We start from the raw sequence: 18,599 nt of genomic DNA on the forward strand, positions 1-18,599 counted from the left end.
ATGCTACCTCATCATTTTTTTTAGTTTTTGAACAGCCGGCACCAGCGCGGCCATAAACGGCTCCGTGATGTCAGCCGTATGGCTGAAGTTCAGGCTGACTCTTATGCTGCTTGATGCAATCTGTTCGCCTTTATTCATTTGCAGAAGAACACGGCTCGGTTTGTGCTCTCTTGCCGAACATGCCGCGGTTGTGGAGACATATATTCCTTTTTCCTCAAGCATATGCAGCAGCACTTCCGCCTTCACGCCCGGAACGGAAAAATTAATGATATGCGGCGCGCTGTTTTCAGCGGGGGTGTTGATGACGACCCCGTCCGTCCCGCTCAGCCTTTCCATGAGCGCATTCTTGGCAGCCTCCACGGAAGAAAGCCGCTCGTTCATGTCACGCGCGGAAAGATTGATCGCTTTCGCAAGGGAAACGGCGCCTGCCGTGTGTTCCGTTCCGGCACGGACGCCTTTTTGCTGCGAGCCTCCCGTTATAAGCGGAATGAGCCGCGTTCCTTTTTTGACGATAAGCGCTCCGGTCCCTTTTAGGCCGTGAAACTTATGCCCTGAAACGGTGCAAAGGTCAATGCCCGCTTCTTCTATAGACAGAGGAACTTTATGAATGCCCTGCACATGATCAACATGAAACAGAATATTCCGGTGCTGCTTCAAAAACCCGCCGATTTCCTTTACGGGCTGAATGGAGCCGACTTCGTTATTGACATGCATGACGCTGACGATTATCGTATCCGGCCTGATAGCCGATTTGACGTCTTTCAAAGAAACGAAGCCGTTTTGATCGGCCGGAAGATATGTGACTTCAAAGCCGAACAGCTCTGTCAGCTGATCAAGCGTCTCCGTCACAGAAGGATGCTCAATCGCCGAAGCAATGATATGTCTTCCTTTACTCATGTTTGCCCAGGCTGCTCCCTTTAACGCAGCGTTATTCGCTTCAGTCGCGCCTGATGTAAATACAATATCATAATTTTTTAAACGCAAGGTTTTTTTTATTTGCTGAGCGGCCGCTTCAAGGAGCTGTTCCGTCTCAGTTCCTAACTGGTGCAGAGACGAAGGATTGCCGAAATACCGGCTGCTCGTCTGTTTGTACACATCTAATACCTCTTCATACGGCTCGGTCGTTGAGCTGTTGTCTAAATATATCATTTTTTTTACTCCTTTAATGAAAACGGTACATCGTATGATATTTATGCTACCATAACAAAAGTAAATATAAATTCGCAATAAATCGAGTATTGACTTCTCTGTACATTGCCATATAATAAGTAATGTTCGTTTTGTTATATTATCTGACAATTAATTGACAGAATATTTCAACATAGTATTTAGGAGGATTTTTATGAAACACTCACTACCTGTCAAAGATACCGTTATTATCGGTTTCATGCTTTTCGCACTTTTTTTCGGGGCAGGAAATATGATATATCCGCCGGAGCTCGGGCAAGCGGCGGGGCATAATGTCTGGAAAGCGATGGGCGGTTTCTTACTGACCGGCGTAGGTCTGCCGCTTTTGGGTATTATCGCCATCGCATTAACGGGCAAAGACGCGAAAGGGCTTGCCGATAAAGCTCATCCGGTATTCGGGACTATTTTCACCGTTGTTCTTTATTTATCAATCGGGCCGCTTTTCGCGATTCCGAGAACCGGAACCGTTTCATATGAAATCGGTGCAGTTCCGTTTTTAAGCGGCATTCCGGAAAGATTATCTTTATTTGTTTTCACGTTGATCTTTTTTTCTATTACGTATTATTTAGCTCTTAATCCTTCCAAAATCGTTGACAGAGTCGGAAAGATTTTGACTCCTATTAAATTCGGTATTATTTTAATCATCGTCGTAAAAGCCATTGTCACTCCGATGGGCGGGCTGGGCGCCGTACATCAGGCATATTCCGGAACGCCGGTGTTCAAAGGATTTTTGGAAGGCTATAAAACAATGGACGCGCTCGCCTCAATCGTCTTCGGCGTCGTTGTCGTCAACGCTGTTAAAAGCAGGGGCGTCACCCAGCGTAAAGCGCTCGCCGCCGCTTGTATTAAAGCGGGTCTGATTGCAGCGGCAGGTTTGACATTCATTTATTTATCTTTGGCCTATTTGGGAGCGACAAGCACGGACGCTGTGGGGCCGATCGGCGAAGGCGCAAAGATTTTATCAGCTTCATCAGATTACCTGTTCGGTTCACTGGGAAACATCGTTCTCGGCTCTGCCATCACCGTTGCGTGTTTAACGACAAGCATCGGGCTTGTCACATCTTGCGGCGAATATTTTTCAAAATTGATTCCCGCTTTATCATACAAAATGGTGGTTACGATTGTCACGCTGTTCAGTCTGGCGATTTCAAATTTCGGACTTGCTGAGATTATTGCATTTTCAGTTCCTATTTTATCAGCCATTTACCCGCTGGCGATTGTCATTATCGTCCTTTCCTTTATTGATAAAATCTTTAAGGAAAGACGGGAAGTCTATATCGCCTGCCTGATCGGAACGGGGCTGTTCAGTATCCTGGACGGCTTGAAGGCAGCCGGCATTCCGCTCGGATCATTAGATTCATTCTTAAACGCAAATCTTCCGCTTTACAGCATGGGAATCGGCTGGGTGCTTCCGGGCATTGCCGGAGCGATCATCGGCTGCATCATCACGTTTTTTACCAGCCCGCCCATCGAATTAAATAAAGCAAAATCGTAACATTCAGCGCTTGCGGCTTGACGTATATCAGCCGCAGGCGCTTTTTATATTCCGTGAGAAACTAAAAAACTGCACCTCTGATTTCCATCAGGGTGCAGTTTTTGCTTGTGCGTCTATGAAGCAGACTGATCAGCTTTAATTTTTTTCACGGCGCCGGGAGCTGCTTTTTCAACAGCATCTGCCGCCATCTCATAAGCTTCATTATAGCTGAAAGCGTAAAACAGCCGTTCCGCTTCTTTCAGCTGTTCGGATAAAATATGATTCTGGCTTCGGAAGCGGTTGCCGTACTGGATGATCCGCTCAATCAGCTTCACCTGAATCACAAGATCTTCCGCCTCTTCGCTGACTTCCTCAACGACCTTTTCGGCTTCGGTCAGATGTTTGGCGGCTTCCTCCATGTTCAGCGGCAGCTCTTCCAATTGGCTGACGGTTTCTTCTATATGATGATTTGCCGCCTCGAGCTTGTCCTTGACTTGTTCAGGAATTCCCGGCACGTTGCTTTTTTGCAGCATTCGGGCCGTGTCAGAAATGGTTTTCCGAAGATGCATCAGCGTTTCCCGCGCCTGCAGTTCTTCTTTTCTGAGCGCCTGCAGATTTTCACGGTATTCGGCATGTTCTTTCTGAGCCTCTTCCATCTGCTTTTCAATGGCCTCGACTTCTTCAATCAATAGAGAGTAAGCGACATGCTCACCGTCAAGCTTTTCTCTCGCCTGCTCAAGGAGCCGGCCGATCGTTTCCAGTTGTTTTTCGAAGGCATGCTGTCTGCCGATTTCACCCGCCGTCAGCTGATAGCTTTCCTTGACGAGCTCCGTTTCGGTTTTTGTGCGGTCTTTTTCTTCCTCAAGCTTCTCATACGCGATGATCAGCTCAGGCATTTTGCTTAATACGGACTGTCCGGCTTCCACTTCGCCTTCCAGCTGTTCATACATCGATTGAATGGTTTCATCAATCAGCTGAAGAATGGCGGACGCTTCGTCGACATCCAATTCTTCTAAAAGCGCGTTTTCGGCCCGTTTCAATTGATTTGTGAGTGTATCCAGCTCTTTTTCGATTTGAATATGCTCCAGTTTGTAGCCTTTTTCCGTCATTTCCCGGTAGCCGTCTTTCAGCTTGGCAATTTGGTTCGGCACGGTCTGTTTACAGTCCGCAAGCAGTTTCGGAACGTCATCTATGTATGTCTGAAGCTGATCCAGTCTGCGGTCCTGTTCAAGCAGCACTTTTCTCGCTTTGATGTAATTGCCGCTTTCCGTCTCTTCTTCGAACTCTTTTATGCCGCTCCAGATTTCGTCGAGATCCGTCTCCAGGCTGTTATAAAGCTCTCCGTAGAGATGGCTGTACGCCAGAAGGTTTTTCCGCGCTTTTGAATACCGCTCACGCACCTGTTCAATCTCTCCGCGGCTTTTTTCCTCGCTCGTCACAAGGTCGCTGATCTCACGCAGTATGCCTTCTATATTTGATTCGGCTGCAGTGAGGAGGTCGTCGATGTGGACAAGCACCTGATTCGCTTTTTTAAAGCGGTATTTGTCGGCGTTCTCTTCGGCATCATAAAGGAGCTCTTCTACTTTCGGCAGATGGGCTGTGACAATTTCATCCCACTCCTCGCGCCATCTTTCAAAGAACTCTTCCGTCTCTCCGGTCATTTTCAGATGTTTGATCTTGGACATTTCTTCCACTATCGAACGGTTTAAAATTTCAATCTTCCATGACTCCAGCCGGTCAATTTCCGTATAAATTTTTTTCCTGAAAAAGTAGCCCGCCGCAAAGAGCGCGAGCAGTATAACCAATAATCCGATGACTAACTCCATAATGAGCCCCCTTGTTGTTCTCTTAATCTGTCAGGGTGTTTTATGTATTCAGAAAGATTTCAATATATGTATTGAGAAAATCTGTCGTTTTCATTGTTATTATGATACCATGTAACCAACATTTTTTGACCAGAAATCAAAAACTTTTTGCATAATTTCGGCAGGATTCTGCAATTTTTTAATGGAGTGACACAAATGGAAAAACGAGACGCTCATATCCACACGCCTTTTTGCCCTCACGGCTCGAAGGATGCGCTGAAACAATATGTCGAAAAGGCCCTGGAAAGAGGCTTTGACTCGATCACATTTACAGAGCACGCCCCCCTTCCTCCGTCATTTCAAGATCCCGTACCGTTTCAGGACAGCGCGATGGATCTCAGACAGATGGAGGTTTATTTGGAGCGGCTGTCACAGCTGAAAAAGGAATACGATGGACAAATCAGCATTCTGACCGGGCTAGAAACCGATTTTATCACAGGGTATGAAGAGGAAACCGCGGCGTTTCTGAACACGTACGGCCCCTCACTGGATGACGGCATTTTATCCGTTCATTTTTTGAAGACCGGCCCGTCTTATATATGCCTCGATTTTGACGAGCACGCCTTTCAGCAGCTTGCCGACCGCTTCGGAAGCGTTGAAGCCGTATATGAACAATACTATGAAACTGTGTATTCTTCCATTGTAACACCGCTCGGCCCCTTTAAGCCAAAACGGGTCGGCCATATCACGCTCGTCAAAAAATTCGCGCGCCTTTTCCCTTACAGCATGTCACCTCAAATAAGAGAGCTTGCGGCCCGCTGTCTTGACGCCGTGAAAGAACACGGAATGGAGCTGGATGTGAATACATCCGGGCTCAGAAAGAAGTTTGCCGGGGAAGTATACATGGAGGATTGGATGGCTGAGACGGCGAAGCAAAAAAAAATCCCGCTCATATTCGGGTCGGACGCCCATCAAGCGGAAGATGTCGGCAGTTCCTATGAAACGTACAAAAGCATCATTACTTCATAAGCGCCGCATCAGGCCGTCGGAACACGCTTTCGATCCAGATCTTCACCTCTTCAAAATACCTTTTATAAAAGTACGGTTCATGAGGCTGCATATAGAGCACCTCGGTAATGTATTGAGGCTGAAGATACGGCATCATCAAGAGGGATTTCAATTGCAGAATAAAATGCGGCACGGGCAGCGTCAGCCGTCTGTGGCGTGACTGCCCTTCTTCAATCACCAGCTGGAAAATATATTTTTCTTTCATTAAGTAAGTAGACATAATTTCCCTGATAAGCACGGAATCAATCGTTACTTCCCGATATACAAACCGCGTTAATTGACGGTTATCGTGCTGATAGGATAAAATATCGAAAATCACCCGCAGGATGCGTTCCTGCGCGTCTTCACCGTTCATACTGACGGCGGCTTTTTCCAGCGCTTCAGTATAGCCTTCGTAAAACTCGGAAACTAAATGTTCCATTAATCCGCCTTTCCCTTTAAAATAGTAGGAGATGTGCGCAACATTTACATCAGCTGACTTTGCGATTTCACGGACGGACGTGCCGGAATAACCTTTTTGGTTAAACAGCTGGACAGCGGCGTTAATAATTTTGTCTTTGGTGCTTACTTTCATACGGCTCACCCCTTTATGTGTAACAATTCAAGCAGAAAGGCGCCGTTCCTGTAAGAACTTCTCGACAAATGCCGGCAGAACGGCCGGAACTTTGTTTGATATTATAGAAAAAGTGAGGGTTTTCCATGTTTCATGTCGAAAAACAATCCGGAGATAAAGAAAAAAGTTATCAGCTTCTGCTTAAACAGCTCGAAGCCATGACAGAAGATGAAACGGATGCGATCGCAAATTACGCGAATGCGTCAGCGCTTTTATACCATTCATTACATGAAGTCAACTGGGCGGGGTTTTACTTCGCTAAAGAGGGCGAGCTCGTGCTCGGACCGTTTCAAGGACTTCCTGCCTGTGTGCGCATTCCGTTCGGCAGAGGCGTATGCGGCACTGCCTACTCTAATGGCGACGTGCAGCGGATTGCCGATGTGAATGCGTTCCCGGGACACATCGCCTGTGACGCGGCTTCCCAGTCAGAAATCGTTCTCCCGATCCGCGTAAACGGTGAAGTGATCGGTGTGCTGGACATTGACAGCCCCGTGAAAAACCGTTTTGATGAAACGGACGAAACCTATTTAGCAAAGTTCGTTGAAACGCTTGAAAAACGATTAGGATAAAAAAAGGAGCCCGGCCGGCAGGCCGGCTCCTTTTTTATGTCGTCGTGCTGTTTTGATGGATGATCAGCCGGTTTTTGCCGTTCCGTTTGGCGATATAAAGCGCCTCATCCGCTTGCTGAACGAGCAATTTCAACGGCATCGGGCCGGACTTTGACCAGCAGGAAACGCCGCAGGAAATCGTCACGCGCGGCTCGGTGTTTTCCCGGATGGCGCGAACCAGCCTTTTAGCGATGCGTTCTCCGGATGACACGTTGATATTCGGCAGATAGACAGCCAGCTCCTCGCCCCCCCACCTTGCAGCGACATCATGCTCACGAATATGGTTCTTCATAACGGAGGCCACCTGAATCAGAATCGAATCTCCCGTTTGATGACCGTATGTATCATTAATATTTTTGAAATTATCGATATCAACGAGGATGAATACACCCCGTTTATGAATTTTCATGCTGTATTGAATTTTCTCATCCAAATAGGTTCTTGAATACAGCTCCGTCAGCTGGTCTGTCTGAACAAGATGCTCAAGCCTGTCGCGCAGCATGGAGTTCGTGACCGCCAATGTCGCATGGTGAATGAGCGCTTGAAAAAGCTTATACATTTCAAACGTAAAAGCATACAAATCCTTTTTCAATAAAATCGCGAACCCGAAGACGGTGTCATTTTCGATCATCGGCACCGCCATCAGCGAGCCGTAGCCGTTTTCGCCGAATACAGTCTTTCCGCTGCCGATAAACACGCCCTTTTCTCCCTCGAACAGCTTTTCTTTCACAATGCTGATATAAGGGTTCGCACGTTCTGTCTTAAAAAAAGCGGTATGTCCCGGAAGCAGATTTTGCGTCTCAAAATGATCAATATGAAAAAAAGCCACTTCTTCCGCATGAAACGATTGGGTCATAATGGCGGCGAGTTCCCGCATCGTGTCAGTGAGTCTGAGGCGCTGATTCAGCTGGCGCGATGTTTCATTAATGAGCTCCAGATTCGCAATGCTTTTTTTCGATTGCTCATAGAGCTGCGCATTTTCAAATGCTTTTCCCGCCGCGCCCGCAAGCAGCAGCATTTCACTGAGAGTACTGCACGAAAGAACGGCATCCTGCAGCCCCTCCGTCTTCAGAACCCCGTAAGTCCCCTGCTGGCCTTTGATCGGCAGGTAAGCAGATGACCTGCCTTTTCTGAGCAGTCTCCCCGATAAATAAACCTTCAGGGCAGACGGGTCGGCATCTTTTCCGTCCATATGTAATTCTTTTGCGGGAAGCTGTCTGTCCGTATCCTGATCCTGCGTGATAAACAGTGAAAAGCGGAAAGACCGGAAAGCCGTACTCAAACTTGCCTGCAGTTTTTCCAAAACCTCATTTTGATCCAAAAGCGAATGGAACATTTCTGTCATTCTGTGAATTTTCCGCTGATGCTTCGTTTTGTCAAACAGCCCGCTTTGTCTCACAGATTGATTGATAAACTGAGTAACGATCTCAGGCAATGATTCCGGGATCGGCAGCCCGCCTTCCGAGCGCAGATAAAAGGATCTGCCGGACGTCTGATTCCTGATCATAAAACGGCCGTCGCTCTCTTTCAGCGGAGCATAATGCGGTTCATCTTCTGTTTTTATGGTGAAACGTGTTGATTCTGCCGGTGAAAGGGTCAATGAAAGAGATGTAAAGCAGGATTCTAGAGCTGAGGCCAGCCATAACAGCGAGTCGGATAATGAGACGGATTCAGATTTCGTTAAGAAAAAAGAAAGCATTTTCTGATGAAAGGCCGTCACTTCATCAATTGTTTGTTTTTTCATTTTTATCACCTAAACATGTACTACTCATTTTTGTACATTATATCATAAACCGGCACTCTTCATGGAGAAATGGTTGACGGCGGCGGAGAAAAATCATATAATGTTCTTTGTGTGAAATATTGCAGCCTTTTTGTTCAGCTTCTGTGTTTGCATTTTGTTCCTTAGCTGTAAGGTGTATCGTGTAACTCTCTGCTGCTGGAGCGAGGATACATGAAAACAAAATGTGCACGGTCGGATCGAACAGACGGTTTTTATTTTCCACAAAATAAAACCAAAGGAGGAGTCACATTATGGCTCGCTATACAGGTCCATCTTGGAAACTGTCTCGCCGTTTAGGAATCTCTCTTAGCGGTACAGGTAAAGAATTAGAAAAACGCCCTTACGCACCAGGTCCCCACGGTCCGGGACAGCGTAAAAAACTATCAGAATACGGTTTGCAATTGCAAGAAAAGCAAAAACTTCGTCACATGTACGGTGTAAACGAACGTCAATTCCGCACATTGTTTGACAAAGCTGCAAAAATGACTGGTAAACACGGCGAAAACTTCATGATTCTTTTAGATGCACGTCTTGATAACGTTGTGTACAAGCTCGGTCTTGCACGCACTCGCCGTCAAGCACGCCAATTAGTTAACCACGGTCACATCCTTGTTGACGGAAGCCGCGTTGACATTCCGTCTTACCAAGTAAAACCTGGTCAAACAATCGGTGTTCGCGAAAAATCAAGAAACCTTTCTATCATCAAAGAATCTGTAGAAGTAAACAACTTCGTTCCTGAGTACCTTACTTTCGACGCTGAAAAGCTTGAAGGTACATTCACTCGTCTTCCAGAGCGCTCTGAGCTTGCTCCGGAAATTAACGAAGCGCTTATCGTTGAGTTCTACTCCCGTTAAGTAAAACGCTCTTTAAAGAGCATTGGATTAAACCCCGGACATGTTGTAATGACAATGTTTCCGGGGTTTTTCTTTTGGGCTGTCAGAATAATGGGCAGATGCTCCCTCTCTTTATTAAAAAAGCCCCTGTCCGGGGCTTTTTTTATGTGCCTACTGGCTTTTCAGCTACATGTACATTAGAAAAATCCCAATTTGACAAGCAGAAGCGATTTTTTACATAATGAATCATCATACCTTACAAAAAGGAGAGACGGAATGAACAGCATCCCCTCTATCGTCAGCAAGCACAAAGCCTATTTTGCGGCGGGGCATACGAGACAGCTAGAATCGAGACTGAACATGCTGCAAAAGCTGAAACAAGCCATCAAAACACAAGAAGCCGATATAACAGCCGCTCTCTATCAGGATCTCCACAAATCCGAACAGGAGTCGTACACAACAGAAATCGGAATTGTACTGGAGGAAATCAGTTTTGTGATGAAGCGGCTGGGAAAATGGATCAAACCGAAACGAGTCAAAACGCCTCTGACTCACCTAGGCTCGAAAAGCATCATTATCCCTGAGCCATATGGAACCGTTTTGGTGATTGCGCCTTGGAATTATCCCTTGCAGCTGGCGCTTTCACCCTTGATTGGAGCCATTGCGGCCGGAAACACAGTCGTTCTTAAACCGTCAGAATACACGCCGGCGGTTTCCGCTGTTCTTTCCAAACTCATCAGCAGCGTTTTTCCGAGTGACTATGTCGCTATGGCGGAGGGCGGACCCGACGTCAGCACTGTGTTATTACAGCAGCCCTTTGACTATATTTTCTTCACTGGAAGCGTTGCCGTGGGAAAAATCGTCATGGAGGCCGCCGCCAAACAATTAATTCCCGTTACCTTGGAGCTCGGCGGCAAAAGTCCCTGCATTGTCCATAAGGATGCTGATATACAGCTTGCCGCCAAACGTCTCGTCTTCGGGAAATTTACAAATGCAGGGCAAACCTGCATCGCACCGGATTATTTATTTGTCCACCAAGATATCAAAACGAAGCTCACAGAAGAAATGAAGCGTGCGATCAGCGAATTTTACGGCCCTCAGCCTGAACAAAATCCGCAGTACGGCAAAATCGTCAGTGAACGCCACTATCAGCGGCTGCTCAGCTTTCTGAATGATGGCGTCCCGCTTACAGGCGGACAATTTAATCCTGATCACCACAAAATAGCGCCGACCATTCTAGATCAAGTGAAGGATGACTCTCCAGTGATGCAGGAGGAGATTTTCGGGCCAATTCTTCCGCTCTTTACATACGGCGATATCGATGAAGTCATCGAGAAAGTCCAATCACGCCCAAAGCCGCTCGCCCTGTATCTCTTCACCACAAACAAAGAAACTGAGCGCGCTGTTTTAGAGAACCTGTCGTTTGGCGGCGGCTGTGTCAATGATACGTTAATGCATGTTGCGACACCGTATTTGCCATTCGGCGGCGTCGGGGAAAGCGGCATCGGCAGCTATCACGGATTTGACAGCTTTAACACGTTTACGCACAAAAAAAGCGTCGTCAAACAAACGAACCGCTTCGACTTCGCTTTCCGTTATCCTTCTTCCAAAAACGGGCTGCGAATGATTCGGAAAATACTTAAATAAAAAAGCGCAGAGTATCTGCGCTTTTTATAAATCCTCTATACACCAATTAATCGGTTCGTCTCTTAAATTAAACCTATTTTTAAAAGTTCAAATCGAAGTCTAATAGTAAAAATGAACCAACCCAACTGTAGGAAAGGTTAATCCTCATCACCCTGGTGAGTCCTATAATAATTCTCAGCAGTGTAGATATTCCATTCCCAAAAACTTGATCCCTGAGATAAAATATACCTATCTAAAAATATCTCAAAATTAAGTTGCATTGGTTCATACTCGACAAATCCGTGGAACCATAAATAGTTTGGATCTGTGGATATTTTGGTTTTGTCAATTAACAAATAACATCCGTCTAACAGATGTGCGACGGGAATAAACTGAGGCTTTAAAAAACCATTTTGCATATACTTTTCAATCTCTTCTAAATTAAGAATATGCAACCCCCCACCTACATTCTCACCGTAAATCAACAAATCAAATATTCTGGCTCCGTTATGCAATTTTAAAAAGGTTTTATAATCTTCAGGAAGTGAGACTTTTATTTTCTTCTCAAAACTCTCAATCTCCAGATCTGTTGCACCTTTAGAAAAAGTACATTCTGTTTCTAAAAGAGTTCCTTCATTCCCTAAAATTTTTAAGCGGCCTTTTTCATCAATTAATTCTTTTAGACCTTGGAGCGTTTTTTCAACAAAAACTGCCATTGAGCCACCTCTTACTTATTAATATTTATCCCTCCAAGGATTTAATAGATTTTGGTGCATATCACGAGGGAGAGGATACAAATTATTAAAGTTATTTTTTCCCCCATACTTTAGCGGAAGCACATGGTGAATATCGAATGAACTCCAATTCCACTTCGGATCACCGTATGTGTCGATGTACTTCTTTATATAGTTACCTCGATCCGTTCTGCTATCCCATTTAGCTCTTTTATCGACAGGTACAGCCGGGAAATTTGCTTTAGCCGGTAAGGGCATTGTTTTTTTGCTGTGAGTATTTATTATCTCTGGATACAGCATTGCTATTTTATTCGCAAGAGCAGGAGCCAATGTTCCAGTTGAAGTATCAGGAAGTGAACCTTTCCAGCCGGCTATCGAAGTATGTTGGGACATAAAAAACTTTGTCTTTTTAGGATAATACGACTTTGAATATGATTTACCTGCTTTAATATCCTTCCCTAAAAATTCTCTATTATGGAGAAAAACCCTTCCATATTTTCCGCTATAAGTGTTACTTTCATATAATCGTTTTTTCCTTCTCCCCACCGCTTCTTTCCGGGTTCCTCCTGTTGTGGCACTTTAAACAGATCGTTTTATGATTATCAAGATCAAATGCCCCGCTTGGATCATCTCTTAATGTGATGAGATTGTGGACCGTATTTGTCTCCTATTAATCCACGACGACGTCACTCACAACACAAATAGCCGTCCCTAATTAGAACGGCTTTTTTTACCCGCTTCCAGCGTGCTGTATTATAGATTTTGTCTAACTCATCACGTTGCCTTGCCATGCTTATTCCTTTTCTGATTTACCTGAACAGACTACACACGATAAACAGAAGAACGTGAGCGAAATAAACCATGACGTCTCAAATGGGTGCGCATAAATTGTTTCCATGCTCTATCTCCTTTACTCAACATAATAAAAGCTTCTGTGGATAGCGGTTTGGGTGTTGGCATCCTTTCAGCCGCACACCTTAGATTCTTTCCTAATTCCTCAAAGGCTTAATTAATTGTTTTCATGTAATCCCTCCAATCATATTCTTTCTAAACTGCCCCCCGTCCTCAGACTGTTAACCGCCATTCGTATTTCCGAGATTTATTGGAAGCAGTTTGCAGAGAATATAAAAAAGCAGGCTTAAACACCTGCTTTCCCAGTTAGCTATTAGGCAAGTCGATTTTTGTTGGGCTACTTGTCCAAGGTTTACCCATCGGCTTTTTATGTGCTTTATCTTCAAAAAATTGAGTTGTAGTATATTGATACCATGAGTTAGTCATTGCACCTTTTTCATACAAATCATATTTGTAATAAGCATCAGGGATTCGTTCTTTGGTCCAGTAAGCAAACAAGACACCTGCAGCCTTAGCACCCCATCCAAGCCCAGGAATTGTTCCAAATAAAGATCCCACTAAGGTGACTGCATTTTTAGACTCTTTTGTATGACCAGACACCGTTCCAACATACTTATATCCTGCCTTTGGTTTCGCGGCCATTGTTGTGAATGTATCTGTCGCTGATGAATTTTGAGTGCCATTTGCTATCTCTGCTTTCTTTTCATCAAAATCATAGTTCAAACCTTTTTGTACTTCACCGTCCACTTTAACAGTATGATCTTTTGCATTAAGCACAGCTTTGTGTTTCTCACCTTGTTTAGCGTATTGAATCTCCACTAGTTTGCCGTCATCCTTAATTACTTCACTTGTGATTTTAAAATCCTTATTTAACTGTTCATAGGAAGGTGCTTGAATGCTTTCAGCAAACGCAGAACTTGTTGGTAAAACTGTACCTGAAGCGATTGACGCAGCCAAAACCCCGGCCAAAAATTTTTTCCTTTTCACTTACTAATCCCCCTTAACGCACCCTAAGAATCAGCCCGACTGACTAACTGTTTGACTTTATACGCGATAACAGCAAGATAAATTACGATAATACAAATCAACGCACCTGTTCCAAAATTAGTTTGCGAAAATAAGTAAACACTTACCCCACCGAAAATAATGTACATAATAATGTCAAAGATAATTTTCTTATTAGTCATTTTGATTTCTCCAATCTGCATAATTCCGGGTGCTTGTTTTTAAGTACACCCACATTTTATAAAATATGAAATATTTTTTCTACTTGCAACTTTCTAACAATTTGTTTTTTTCTTGTACTAGCTGTAAAGATAATGATTTATTAAAAACATGTTAACACATTATTAGAGGCGGAAAAATGGTAGAGCATAATAAATGATTCTTATTAACTACATGGAAACAAAATCAGTAAATATCAACGACTGATTTACCGGAAGCAGTTTACAGAGAATATAAAAAAGCACCATCCCGTAGAATGATGCCAACTGTCCAATGCCTATCCTTTAGATTCTTCTTTAGATTCTTCTTTAGATTCTTTTTTAGATTCTTTTTTAAACTCTTCCATTACTTCGTCTAATAACAACTTAAAACCCCGCTGCTGTTCATAATATCTCTTACTTTTAGTTGTGAGCCACCCCCACGTCCCAAACATTATAAGAGTCATAATAATACTAAAATAAAATATTGGCGAAACTAGTTGCATTCCAATTTCAATAATAGTATTAAGGATGTCTCCAGGATTTATCTTATTTTCTTTATCCTTTTGTAACATAGTGTTGGAAAAACTATTAGTAGTATTGAAATAGAAAGTGAACATAACAACAAAGACACTAAGCACTGCGGCAAGAGCTGATGTAAGTAATGTAAAAGGAATAGTTGTAAGAGAGCTTAGATCATTTGAAACATTGAGATTCGAATCTAATCTATTAACCATCAGTTTCAATTGCTCTTCACTGTGATCTCTTTTTAATGCTTCTTTAACAACTTGCTGAATGGTCAGATTTTCTTTATAGGGTTTCCCGTATCTTTTTTCTAGGTATTTCGATATTTCTTTCGCTTCCATCAACGAATGGTTTTGCATATTATCACCTCAATCCCTTTTATCGGCAAAAGAGCATGACAATGAAACCATTTACGAAATTTGTCGAACGAAAGTTCTTTTCATAAATTAGTCTCAAGTAAGACAAAAATGCTTTTTTTATAAAATAAGTATCGACACGTATAAATAATATGTCTCTTAATATATATGAAGGGAGGGAAACATGAAGTCTTCAAGAGATATCATAAAGATACTTACAAAAGATGGGTGGTATTTAAAGCGGGTTGTTGGTAGTCATCACCACTTTAACATCCAACCAAACCGGGCACGGTAACAGTCCCACATCCAAAAAAGACTTCAAACCCAGCACACTAAATTCTATACTTAAACAACCCCCTTGTAAGGAGGTTTTATATATATGGCAAAGTATTTATTTCCGGCGATTTTTGATGCAGGAGAAAACGGAAGCGACGGCTACACAATTACCTTTCCCGATTTACCCGGCTGCATTTCAGAAGGCGAGAACGTGGATGATGCTATGATCATGGCAAAAGATGCGCTCGAAGGCTTTCTATATGGCATGGAAGAAGACGGCGAAGACATCCCTTCCCCCTCCGCTCCAAAATATATCAAAGTGCCGGCAACCGGTTTTGTTGTTATGGTAAGCGCCTGGACAGATATTGTCCGTGATGAAATGGAAAACAAAGCGGTGAAAAAGACACTTACTGTACCTAAATGGCTGGCGGAAGCAGCAGAAAAAGAAGGTGTAAACTTTTCGCAGCTTCTTCAATTTGCATTACGTGAGCGGCTTGGCATTAATAAAAGATCATCATAAAAAAGACAGCCTGTTAAGCTAAACAAAAAGGCTGTCATTTGCTCTATTTTTCATTTTTAAGAGGGATCGTTCAATATTCTTTTGGACGGTTCCTTTTTTTATATTGAGTAAAGCAGCTATTTCTTCATAAACATATTTTGCACAGCGTGCATGATAAAAATATCTTTCTCGGGGTCTGTCAGTACAGATAAAGATCGCTATTCTTTCCCTGTTCCAATCGCTTGCCTCTCCATCAGGGTCCTGAACGATTGCATATTCTTCCGGCAGCGCATCAATTAAACGCGGATCAGAAAGGATCGTCCTTTTATACGCATCCCTGCGATCAGCACCACGGCGGGCGCCGGGTTGTCTTCCGTTCTGCAGCCATTCGATTGTATTCAATGTCGCTTATCATGCCGCCAATAATCTTTTTATCGCTGTTTTGTTCAGCGGTTAAGAGACTGTCAGCAACCTCCGATAACTGCCGGTACATCTTTCAATGCGCTTTTATATTCAATGATTAAATCTTACATATGTTTCCTCCTGTTTAATTCCCCTTAAATAAGCCGCTTCCGGAAAACAAAAAAACGGACACCAATCAGAGCACAGTAATTCTGTACAATGATCAGTGTCCGCAGGCTTTCCGTCTTGGACTTGTATCCAATTAAACAATTCTCCTTCGTCCCATTTAACGCGGGTGATCTTGCCATGATTTGTAATTATCTTTGTTTCCCTGTATGTGGGGAGCGGAGCCATCCTTGCAGCTCCATTGGATAGAATAACCGCAAAGTAACCGTACTGTGTCGTGTCTATGACAAGTTTATCTCTTTATATGATCTAAACTGATTAATCTCATACTGTTTCCTCCTTTAAATCCGTTGTTCGTATACCAACAAATAAGCGTTCATCCCGTCTTTAAATTTCTCTTGTAAATAAAAATTCAGCACCTCTTCCGAATCCTGCAGCCGCACCGTTTTTTTTCTCGCACACCAAAAATTCGATCAGCAGGATAAGTGAGTAATAATTGTTTCGGAGCGCTGCTTCATACCAATCTCTAATCGTCAAAACGCCGCTCCAAGTTGACAAAAAGCCCGTACTCTTTGATGAACACGAGTGAAACAGTTCCGACCGGGCCGTTTCGCTGCTTGCCTATTTGATCTCAATAAATTTTTGCTCTCACTTTCCTTGTCGTAATAATCATCCCGATAAAGAACCCCAATGACATCCGCGTCCTGTTCAATGTGTCCCGATTCTCTTATGTCTGACATCATCGGTCGTTTATCCTGCCGCTGTTCAACGCCCCGTGAGAAAGCTGACTGAGAGCAATCACGCTAATATCCAACTCTCGGCTCATGTGTTTTTAACATGCGGCGGCACTTAATTCAATCGTTCCTTGCAAGAGAATAAAAAAGCACCCAATCCGGGTGCTTCATACATTAAAATCATCGTCCTTCCTTCTTCCATCACACCATACTCAGCTGGGGTTCGAATAATTCATAGTGAATGGATTCCGGCGGTGTATTGAATTCAGAAATCAGCTTTTTCATTTCTTTAATGAACGACGGTGATCCGCACAGGTAAAAATCAGCATCTTTATCTGTCATCACTTCTTCTAACAGCTTTTTGTCAATCCGGCCTTCCCGAAAACGAATGTTTTCTGAACGGTCTTGTTCGGACGGCTCGCTGTAAATAAAGACGGTGTCAACGGATGATTGTTCCGCGGCTTCTTCAGCTTCATGCCGCAGCGCATGATACTCTCCGCTCCTTGCCGCATGGATAAAGAGAACGTTTCGCTGCGGCTGGGTTTTGGCAACCGTCTTTAACATGCTGATCATCGGGGTAATTCCGACACCGGCACTGATGAGAACCAGATTCTTTTTGGAATCAGGGTCTAATACGAAATCCCCGGCCGGAGCGCTGATCTCAATTGAATCCTTTTCGTGTAATTGGTCATGCAGATATGAAGAAACAATTCCGTCTTTTTTCACGGAAATCCGGTAATAATCCTTACCGGATACATCCGACAAACTGTACTGGCGGATATGCGTATAACCCGTGTCCGGAATGTATACTTTTACACTGATATACTGTCCCGCTTTGAATTCGGGGAGAACTTGTCCGTCTTCCGGTTTTAAATAAAACGACGTTATCTCTTTGCTTTCTTTTACCTTTTTATCAATTGTAAACGCCTTATATTCTTTCCAGCCGCCTTTTTGCGTTTCCGCTTGTTCATACATGTCCTTCTCAATTCCGATAAAAGCGTCTGCAATGACGCCGTATGCTTTTTCCCATGCCTGAATGACCTCAGGAGCAGCCCCGTCTTTTAGCACATCCTTTATCGCGATTAACAAGTACTTTCCAACGATTGGATAATGCTCGGGCTTAACACCGATACTCCGGTGCTTATGGCTGATTTGTTTGACGACGGGGACTATGTTTTCCAGCCGGTCAATATTGGCTGCGGCCGCAATCACAGCATTCGACAAGGCCGTACGCTGTGTTTTTTTCTTTTGATTCGTCTGATTAAAGATATTCAGCAGCTCAGGGTGATGCTGAAAAAGCAGGTCATAAAATCGGCCTGTGATTTCTTCACCATGCTCTTCTAAGACCGGCACTGTGCTTTTAATGATTTCAATCGTTTTTTCATCGAGCATTCTGAAATCCCCCTAAAGATGTACGCATCTCGATTGACCTGAGAAAAGAATCGTTTTTGAATTCTTTTTTATAGATTTCCCCGTTCAAAAAGGGTTAGCCATTCCAATTTGAGACGGCTTCAGGAAAAACCAGAAAAACGAAATTGCAGCTGAAAAATTGTGGACTTGCCACGGTGTACTTGTCCGATGCAAAATCCTCCTTTTCAGCATTTAATAAAGTACGGGAGGTGAGATGAATGGGTAAAAAATCGAAAGTGTATTACTGTGACCCTAAGTATATTGTGACTGACAAGTATACTGACAAAGAAGTGGTTTACGTCCATCCCATCAAACACATTAACAGAGAACATATCCGTTATGTTCCCCGCCACGTTTATAAGGAAGAAACAATTCACGAAGTCATTGATCCGGGCGATCCGGGGAAATGCGGGTGTAAAAAGGATAAAAAAAGACGCAAAAAGTAATTGATTCGATTTCTTGCCTTATCTCAAGTTAAACACGTA

Annotated in this window: 19 protein-coding genes and 3 pseudogenes; 8 read left to right on the forward strand and 14 right to left on the reverse strand. The window is 43.7% G+C overall.

The genetic code is table 11. The features are described from left to right. Positions 1-3: 3 nt before the first annotated feature. Entirely contained in the window at positions 4-1,149 is a 1,146-nt protein-coding gene (locus NYE38_RS14335; RefSeq protein WP_022552830.1) for a cysteine desulfurase family protein, read from the reverse strand. 193 nt (positions 1,150-1,342) lie between these two features. Between NYE38_RS14335 and brnQ the strand changes: the two genes are divergently transcribed. Then, the gene (gene brnQ / locus NYE38_RS14340; protein ID WP_007613107.1) at positions 1,343-2,683 is read left to right on the forward strand and encodes a branched-chain amino acid transport system II carrier protein; all 1,341 of its coding nucleotides are present in this window, start codon (positions 1,343-1,345) and stop codon (positions 2,681-2,683) included. A 113-nt stretch (positions 2,684-2,796) separates the two neighbouring features. On the opposite strand, the gene ezrA is transcribed toward brnQ, so the two are convergent. Then, positions 2,797-4,488 (reverse strand): septation ring formation regulator EzrA, encoded by a 1,692-nt coding sequence (ezrA, locus tag NYE38_RS14345; RefSeq protein ID WP_017418366.1) that lies wholly within the window; start codon positions 4,486-4,488, stop codon positions 2,797-2,799. Between the two features lie 195 nt (positions 4,489-4,683). Between ezrA and hisJ the strand changes: the two genes are divergently transcribed. After that, positions 4,684-5,496 carry a histidinol-phosphatase HisJ gene (hisJ, locus tag NYE38_RS14350; protein ID WP_014418635.1) on the forward strand — a complete coding sequence of 271 codons (813 nt, stop codon included), beginning with the start codon at positions 4,684-4,686 and terminating at the stop codon, positions 5,494-5,496. On the opposite strand, the gene refZ is transcribed toward hisJ, so the two are convergent. After that, positions 5,486-6,109 carry a forespore capture DNA-binding protein RefZ gene (gene refZ, locus NYE38_RS14355; protein WP_007408038.1) on the reverse strand — a complete coding sequence of 208 codons (624 nt, stop codon included), beginning with the start codon at positions 6,107-6,109 and terminating at the stop codon, positions 5,486-5,488. The genes hisJ and refZ overlap by 11 nt on opposite strands. A gap of 125 nt (positions 6,110-6,234) precedes the next feature. Here refZ and NYE38_RS14360 point away from each other — a divergent pair, with 125 nt between their 5' ends. Then, positions 6,235-6,717, forward strand: coding sequence for a GAF domain-containing protein (locus NYE38_RS14360; RefSeq protein WP_007408037.1), 483 nt, complete (start codon positions 6,235-6,237; stop codon positions 6,715-6,717). Positions 6,718-6,751: 34 nt separating this feature from the next. Here the strand turns inward: NYE38_RS14360 and NYE38_RS14365 are convergent, their stop codons facing one another. Continuing rightward, entirely contained in the window at positions 6,752-8,500 is a 1,749-nt protein-coding gene (locus tag NYE38_RS14365) for a sensor domain-containing diguanylate cyclase (RefSeq protein ID WP_104842749.1), read from the reverse strand. Between the two features lie 290 nt (positions 8,501-8,790). Between NYE38_RS14365 and rpsD the strand changes: the two genes are divergently transcribed. Continuing rightward, positions 8,791-9,393, forward strand: coding sequence for a 30S ribosomal protein S4 (gene rpsD, locus NYE38_RS14370; protein WP_003152406.1), 603 nt, complete (start codon positions 8,791-8,793; stop codon positions 9,391-9,393). 255 nt (positions 9,394-9,648) lie between these two features. Further along, positions 9,649-11,019 carry an aldehyde dehydrogenase gene (locus NYE38_RS14375; RefSeq protein ID WP_174747015.1) on the forward strand — a complete coding sequence of 457 codons (1,371 nt, stop codon included), beginning with the start codon at positions 9,649-9,651 and terminating at the stop codon, positions 11,017-11,019. Between the two features lie 137 nt (positions 11,020-11,156). Here the strand turns inward: NYE38_RS14375 and NYE38_RS14380 are convergent, their stop codons facing one another. From NYE38_RS14380 to NYE38_RS14400, 5 genes are all read right to left on the reverse strand, one after another. Beyond that, positions 11,157-11,714, reverse strand: coding sequence for an SMI1/KNR4 family protein (locus NYE38_RS14380; RefSeq protein WP_014418638.1), 558 nt, complete (start codon positions 11,712-11,714; stop codon positions 11,157-11,159). Between the two features lie 18 nt (positions 11,715-11,732). Beyond that, the gene (locus NYE38_RS14385; RefSeq protein WP_014721671.1) at positions 11,733-12,278 is read right to left on the reverse strand and encodes an HNH endonuclease signature motif containing protein; all 546 of its coding nucleotides are present in this window, start codon (positions 12,276-12,278) and stop codon (positions 11,733-11,735) included. Between the two features lie 612 nt (positions 12,279-12,890). Further along, on the reverse strand, positions 12,891-13,571 hold the full coding sequence (locus NYE38_RS14390) for a hypothetical protein (RefSeq protein ID WP_014418639.1): 681 nt from the start codon (positions 13,569-13,571) through the stop codon (positions 12,891-12,893). A gap of 23 nt (positions 13,572-13,594) precedes the next feature. Then, the gene (locus tag NYE38_RS14395) at positions 13,595-13,771 is read right to left on the reverse strand and encodes a hypothetical protein (RefSeq protein WP_017418372.1); all 177 of its coding nucleotides are present in this window, start codon (positions 13,769-13,771) and stop codon (positions 13,595-13,597) included. A 314-nt stretch (positions 13,772-14,085) separates the two neighbouring features. Continuing rightward, positions 14,086-14,670: a hypothetical protein gene (locus NYE38_RS14400; RefSeq protein WP_014418640.1), complete on the reverse strand. Its 585-nt coding sequence runs from the start codon at positions 14,668-14,670 to the stop codon at positions 14,086-14,088. 181 nt (positions 14,671-14,851) lie between these two features. Here NYE38_RS14400 and NYE38_RS14405 point away from each other — a divergent pair. Further along, a pseudogene (locus NYE38_RS14405) lies at positions 14,852-15,032 on the forward strand (type II toxin-antitoxin system HicA family toxin); the annotation flags it as partial. Positions 15,033-15,046: 14 nt separating this feature from the next. Continuing rightward, positions 15,047-15,463 carry a type II toxin-antitoxin system HicB family antitoxin gene (locus tag NYE38_RS14410; protein WP_014418641.1) on the forward strand — a complete coding sequence of 139 codons (417 nt, stop codon included), beginning with the start codon at positions 15,047-15,049 and terminating at the stop codon, positions 15,461-15,463. Between the two features lie 18 nt (positions 15,464-15,481). Here the strand turns inward: NYE38_RS14410 and NYE38_RS14415 are convergent, their stop codons facing one another. From NYE38_RS14415 to hmpA, 5 genes and pseudogenes are all read right to left on the reverse strand, one after another. Beyond that, complete coding sequence (locus tag NYE38_RS14415) at positions 15,482-15,844, reverse strand: positive control sigma factor (protein ID WP_014418642.1); 363 nt, start codon at positions 15,842-15,844, stop codon at positions 15,482-15,484. Between the two features lie 261 nt (positions 15,845-16,105). After that, positions 16,106-16,298, reverse strand: a pseudogene (locus NYE38_RS14420) (XtrA/YqaO family protein); the annotation flags it as partial. Positions 16,299-16,357: 59 nt separating this feature from the next. After that, on the reverse strand, positions 16,358-16,528 hold the full coding sequence (locus tag NYE38_RS14425) for a hypothetical protein (protein ID WP_014418644.1): 171 nt from the start codon (positions 16,526-16,528) through the stop codon (positions 16,358-16,360). Next, positions 16,497-16,802: pseudogene (locus NYE38_RS14430) on the reverse strand (DnaB-like helicase C-terminal domain-containing protein); the annotation flags it as partial. The pseudogene NYE38_RS14430 and the gene NYE38_RS14425, both read right to left, overlap by 32 nt. Positions 16,803-16,905: 103 nt before the next feature. After that, positions 16,906-18,096: an NO-inducible flavohemoprotein gene (gene hmpA, locus NYE38_RS14435; RefSeq protein ID WP_017418375.1), complete on the reverse strand. Its 1,191-nt coding sequence runs from the start codon at positions 18,094-18,096 to the stop codon at positions 16,906-16,908. Between the two features lie 236 nt (positions 18,097-18,332). Between hmpA and NYE38_RS14440 the strand changes: the two genes are divergently transcribed. Next, positions 18,333-18,560 (forward strand): hypothetical protein, encoded by a 228-nt coding sequence (locus NYE38_RS14440; protein WP_017418376.1) that lies wholly within the window; start codon positions 18,333-18,335, stop codon positions 18,558-18,560. The last annotated feature ends 39 nt before the right edge of the window (positions 18,561-18,599 follow it).

It is taken from the genome of Bacillus sp. EU63, assembly GCF_038592915.1.
In the GTDB taxonomy this organism is placed as follows: domain Bacteria; phylum Bacillota; class Bacilli; order Bacillales; family Bacillaceae; genus Bacillus; species Bacillus velezensis.

What these genes read in the sequence shown, in the direction of transcription:
- NYE38_RS14440 (WP_017418376.1), top strand. Translation starts at nt 18,333, where the DNA reads ATGGGTAAAAAATCGAAAGTGTATTACTGTGACCCTAAGTATATTGTG.
- hmpA (WP_017418375.1), bottom strand. Translation starts at nt 18,096, where the DNA reads ATGCTCGATGAAAAAACGATTGAAATCATTAAAAGCACAGTGCCGGTC.
- NYE38_RS14395 (WP_017418372.1), bottom strand. Translation starts at nt 13,771, where the DNA reads ATGACTAATAAGAAAATTATCTTTGACATTATTATGTACATTATTTTC.
- NYE38_RS14400 (WP_014418640.1), bottom strand. Translation starts at nt 14,670, where the DNA reads ATGCAAAACCATTCGTTGATGGAAGCGAAAGAAATATCGAAATACCTA.
- NYE38_RS14375 (WP_174747015.1), top strand. Translation starts at nt 9,649, where the DNA reads ATGAACAGCATCCCCTCTATCGTCAGCAAGCACAAAGCCTATTTTGCG.
- hisJ (WP_014418635.1), top strand. Translation starts at nt 4,684, where the DNA reads ATGGAAAAACGAGACGCTCATATCCACACGCCTTTTTGCCCTCACGGC.
- brnQ (WP_007613107.1), top strand. Translation starts at nt 1,343, where the DNA reads ATGAAACACTCACTACCTGTCAAAGATACCGTTATTATCGGTTTCATG.
- NYE38_RS14335 (WP_022552830.1), bottom strand. Translation starts at nt 1,149, where the DNA reads ATGATATATTTAGACAACAGCTCAACGACCGAGCCGTATGAAGAGGTA.
- rpsD (WP_003152406.1), top strand. Translation starts at nt 8,791, where the DNA reads ATGGCTCGCTATACAGGTCCATCTTGGAAACTGTCTCGCCGTTTAGGA.
- NYE38_RS14380 (WP_014418638.1), bottom strand. Translation starts at nt 11,714, where the DNA reads ATGGCAGTTTTTGTTGAAAAAACGCTCCAAGGTCTAAAAGAATTAATT.
- NYE38_RS14360 (WP_007408037.1), top strand. Translation starts at nt 6,235, where the DNA reads ATGTTTCATGTCGAAAAACAATCCGGAGATAAAGAAAAAAGTTATCAG.
- refZ (WP_007408038.1), bottom strand. Translation starts at nt 6,109, where the DNA reads ATGAAAGTAAGCACCAAAGACAAAATTATTAACGCCGCTGTCCAGCTG.
- NYE38_RS14410 (WP_014418641.1), top strand. Translation starts at nt 15,047, where the DNA reads ATGGCAAAGTATTTATTTCCGGCGATTTTTGATGCAGGAGAAAACGGA.
- ezrA (WP_017418366.1), bottom strand. Translation starts at nt 4,488, where the DNA reads ATGGAGTTAGTCATCGGATTATTGGTTATACTGCTCGCGCTCTTTGCG.
- NYE38_RS14365 (WP_104842749.1), bottom strand. Translation starts at nt 8,500, where the DNA reads ATGAAAAAACAAACAATTGATGAAGTGACGGCCTTTCATCAGAAAATG.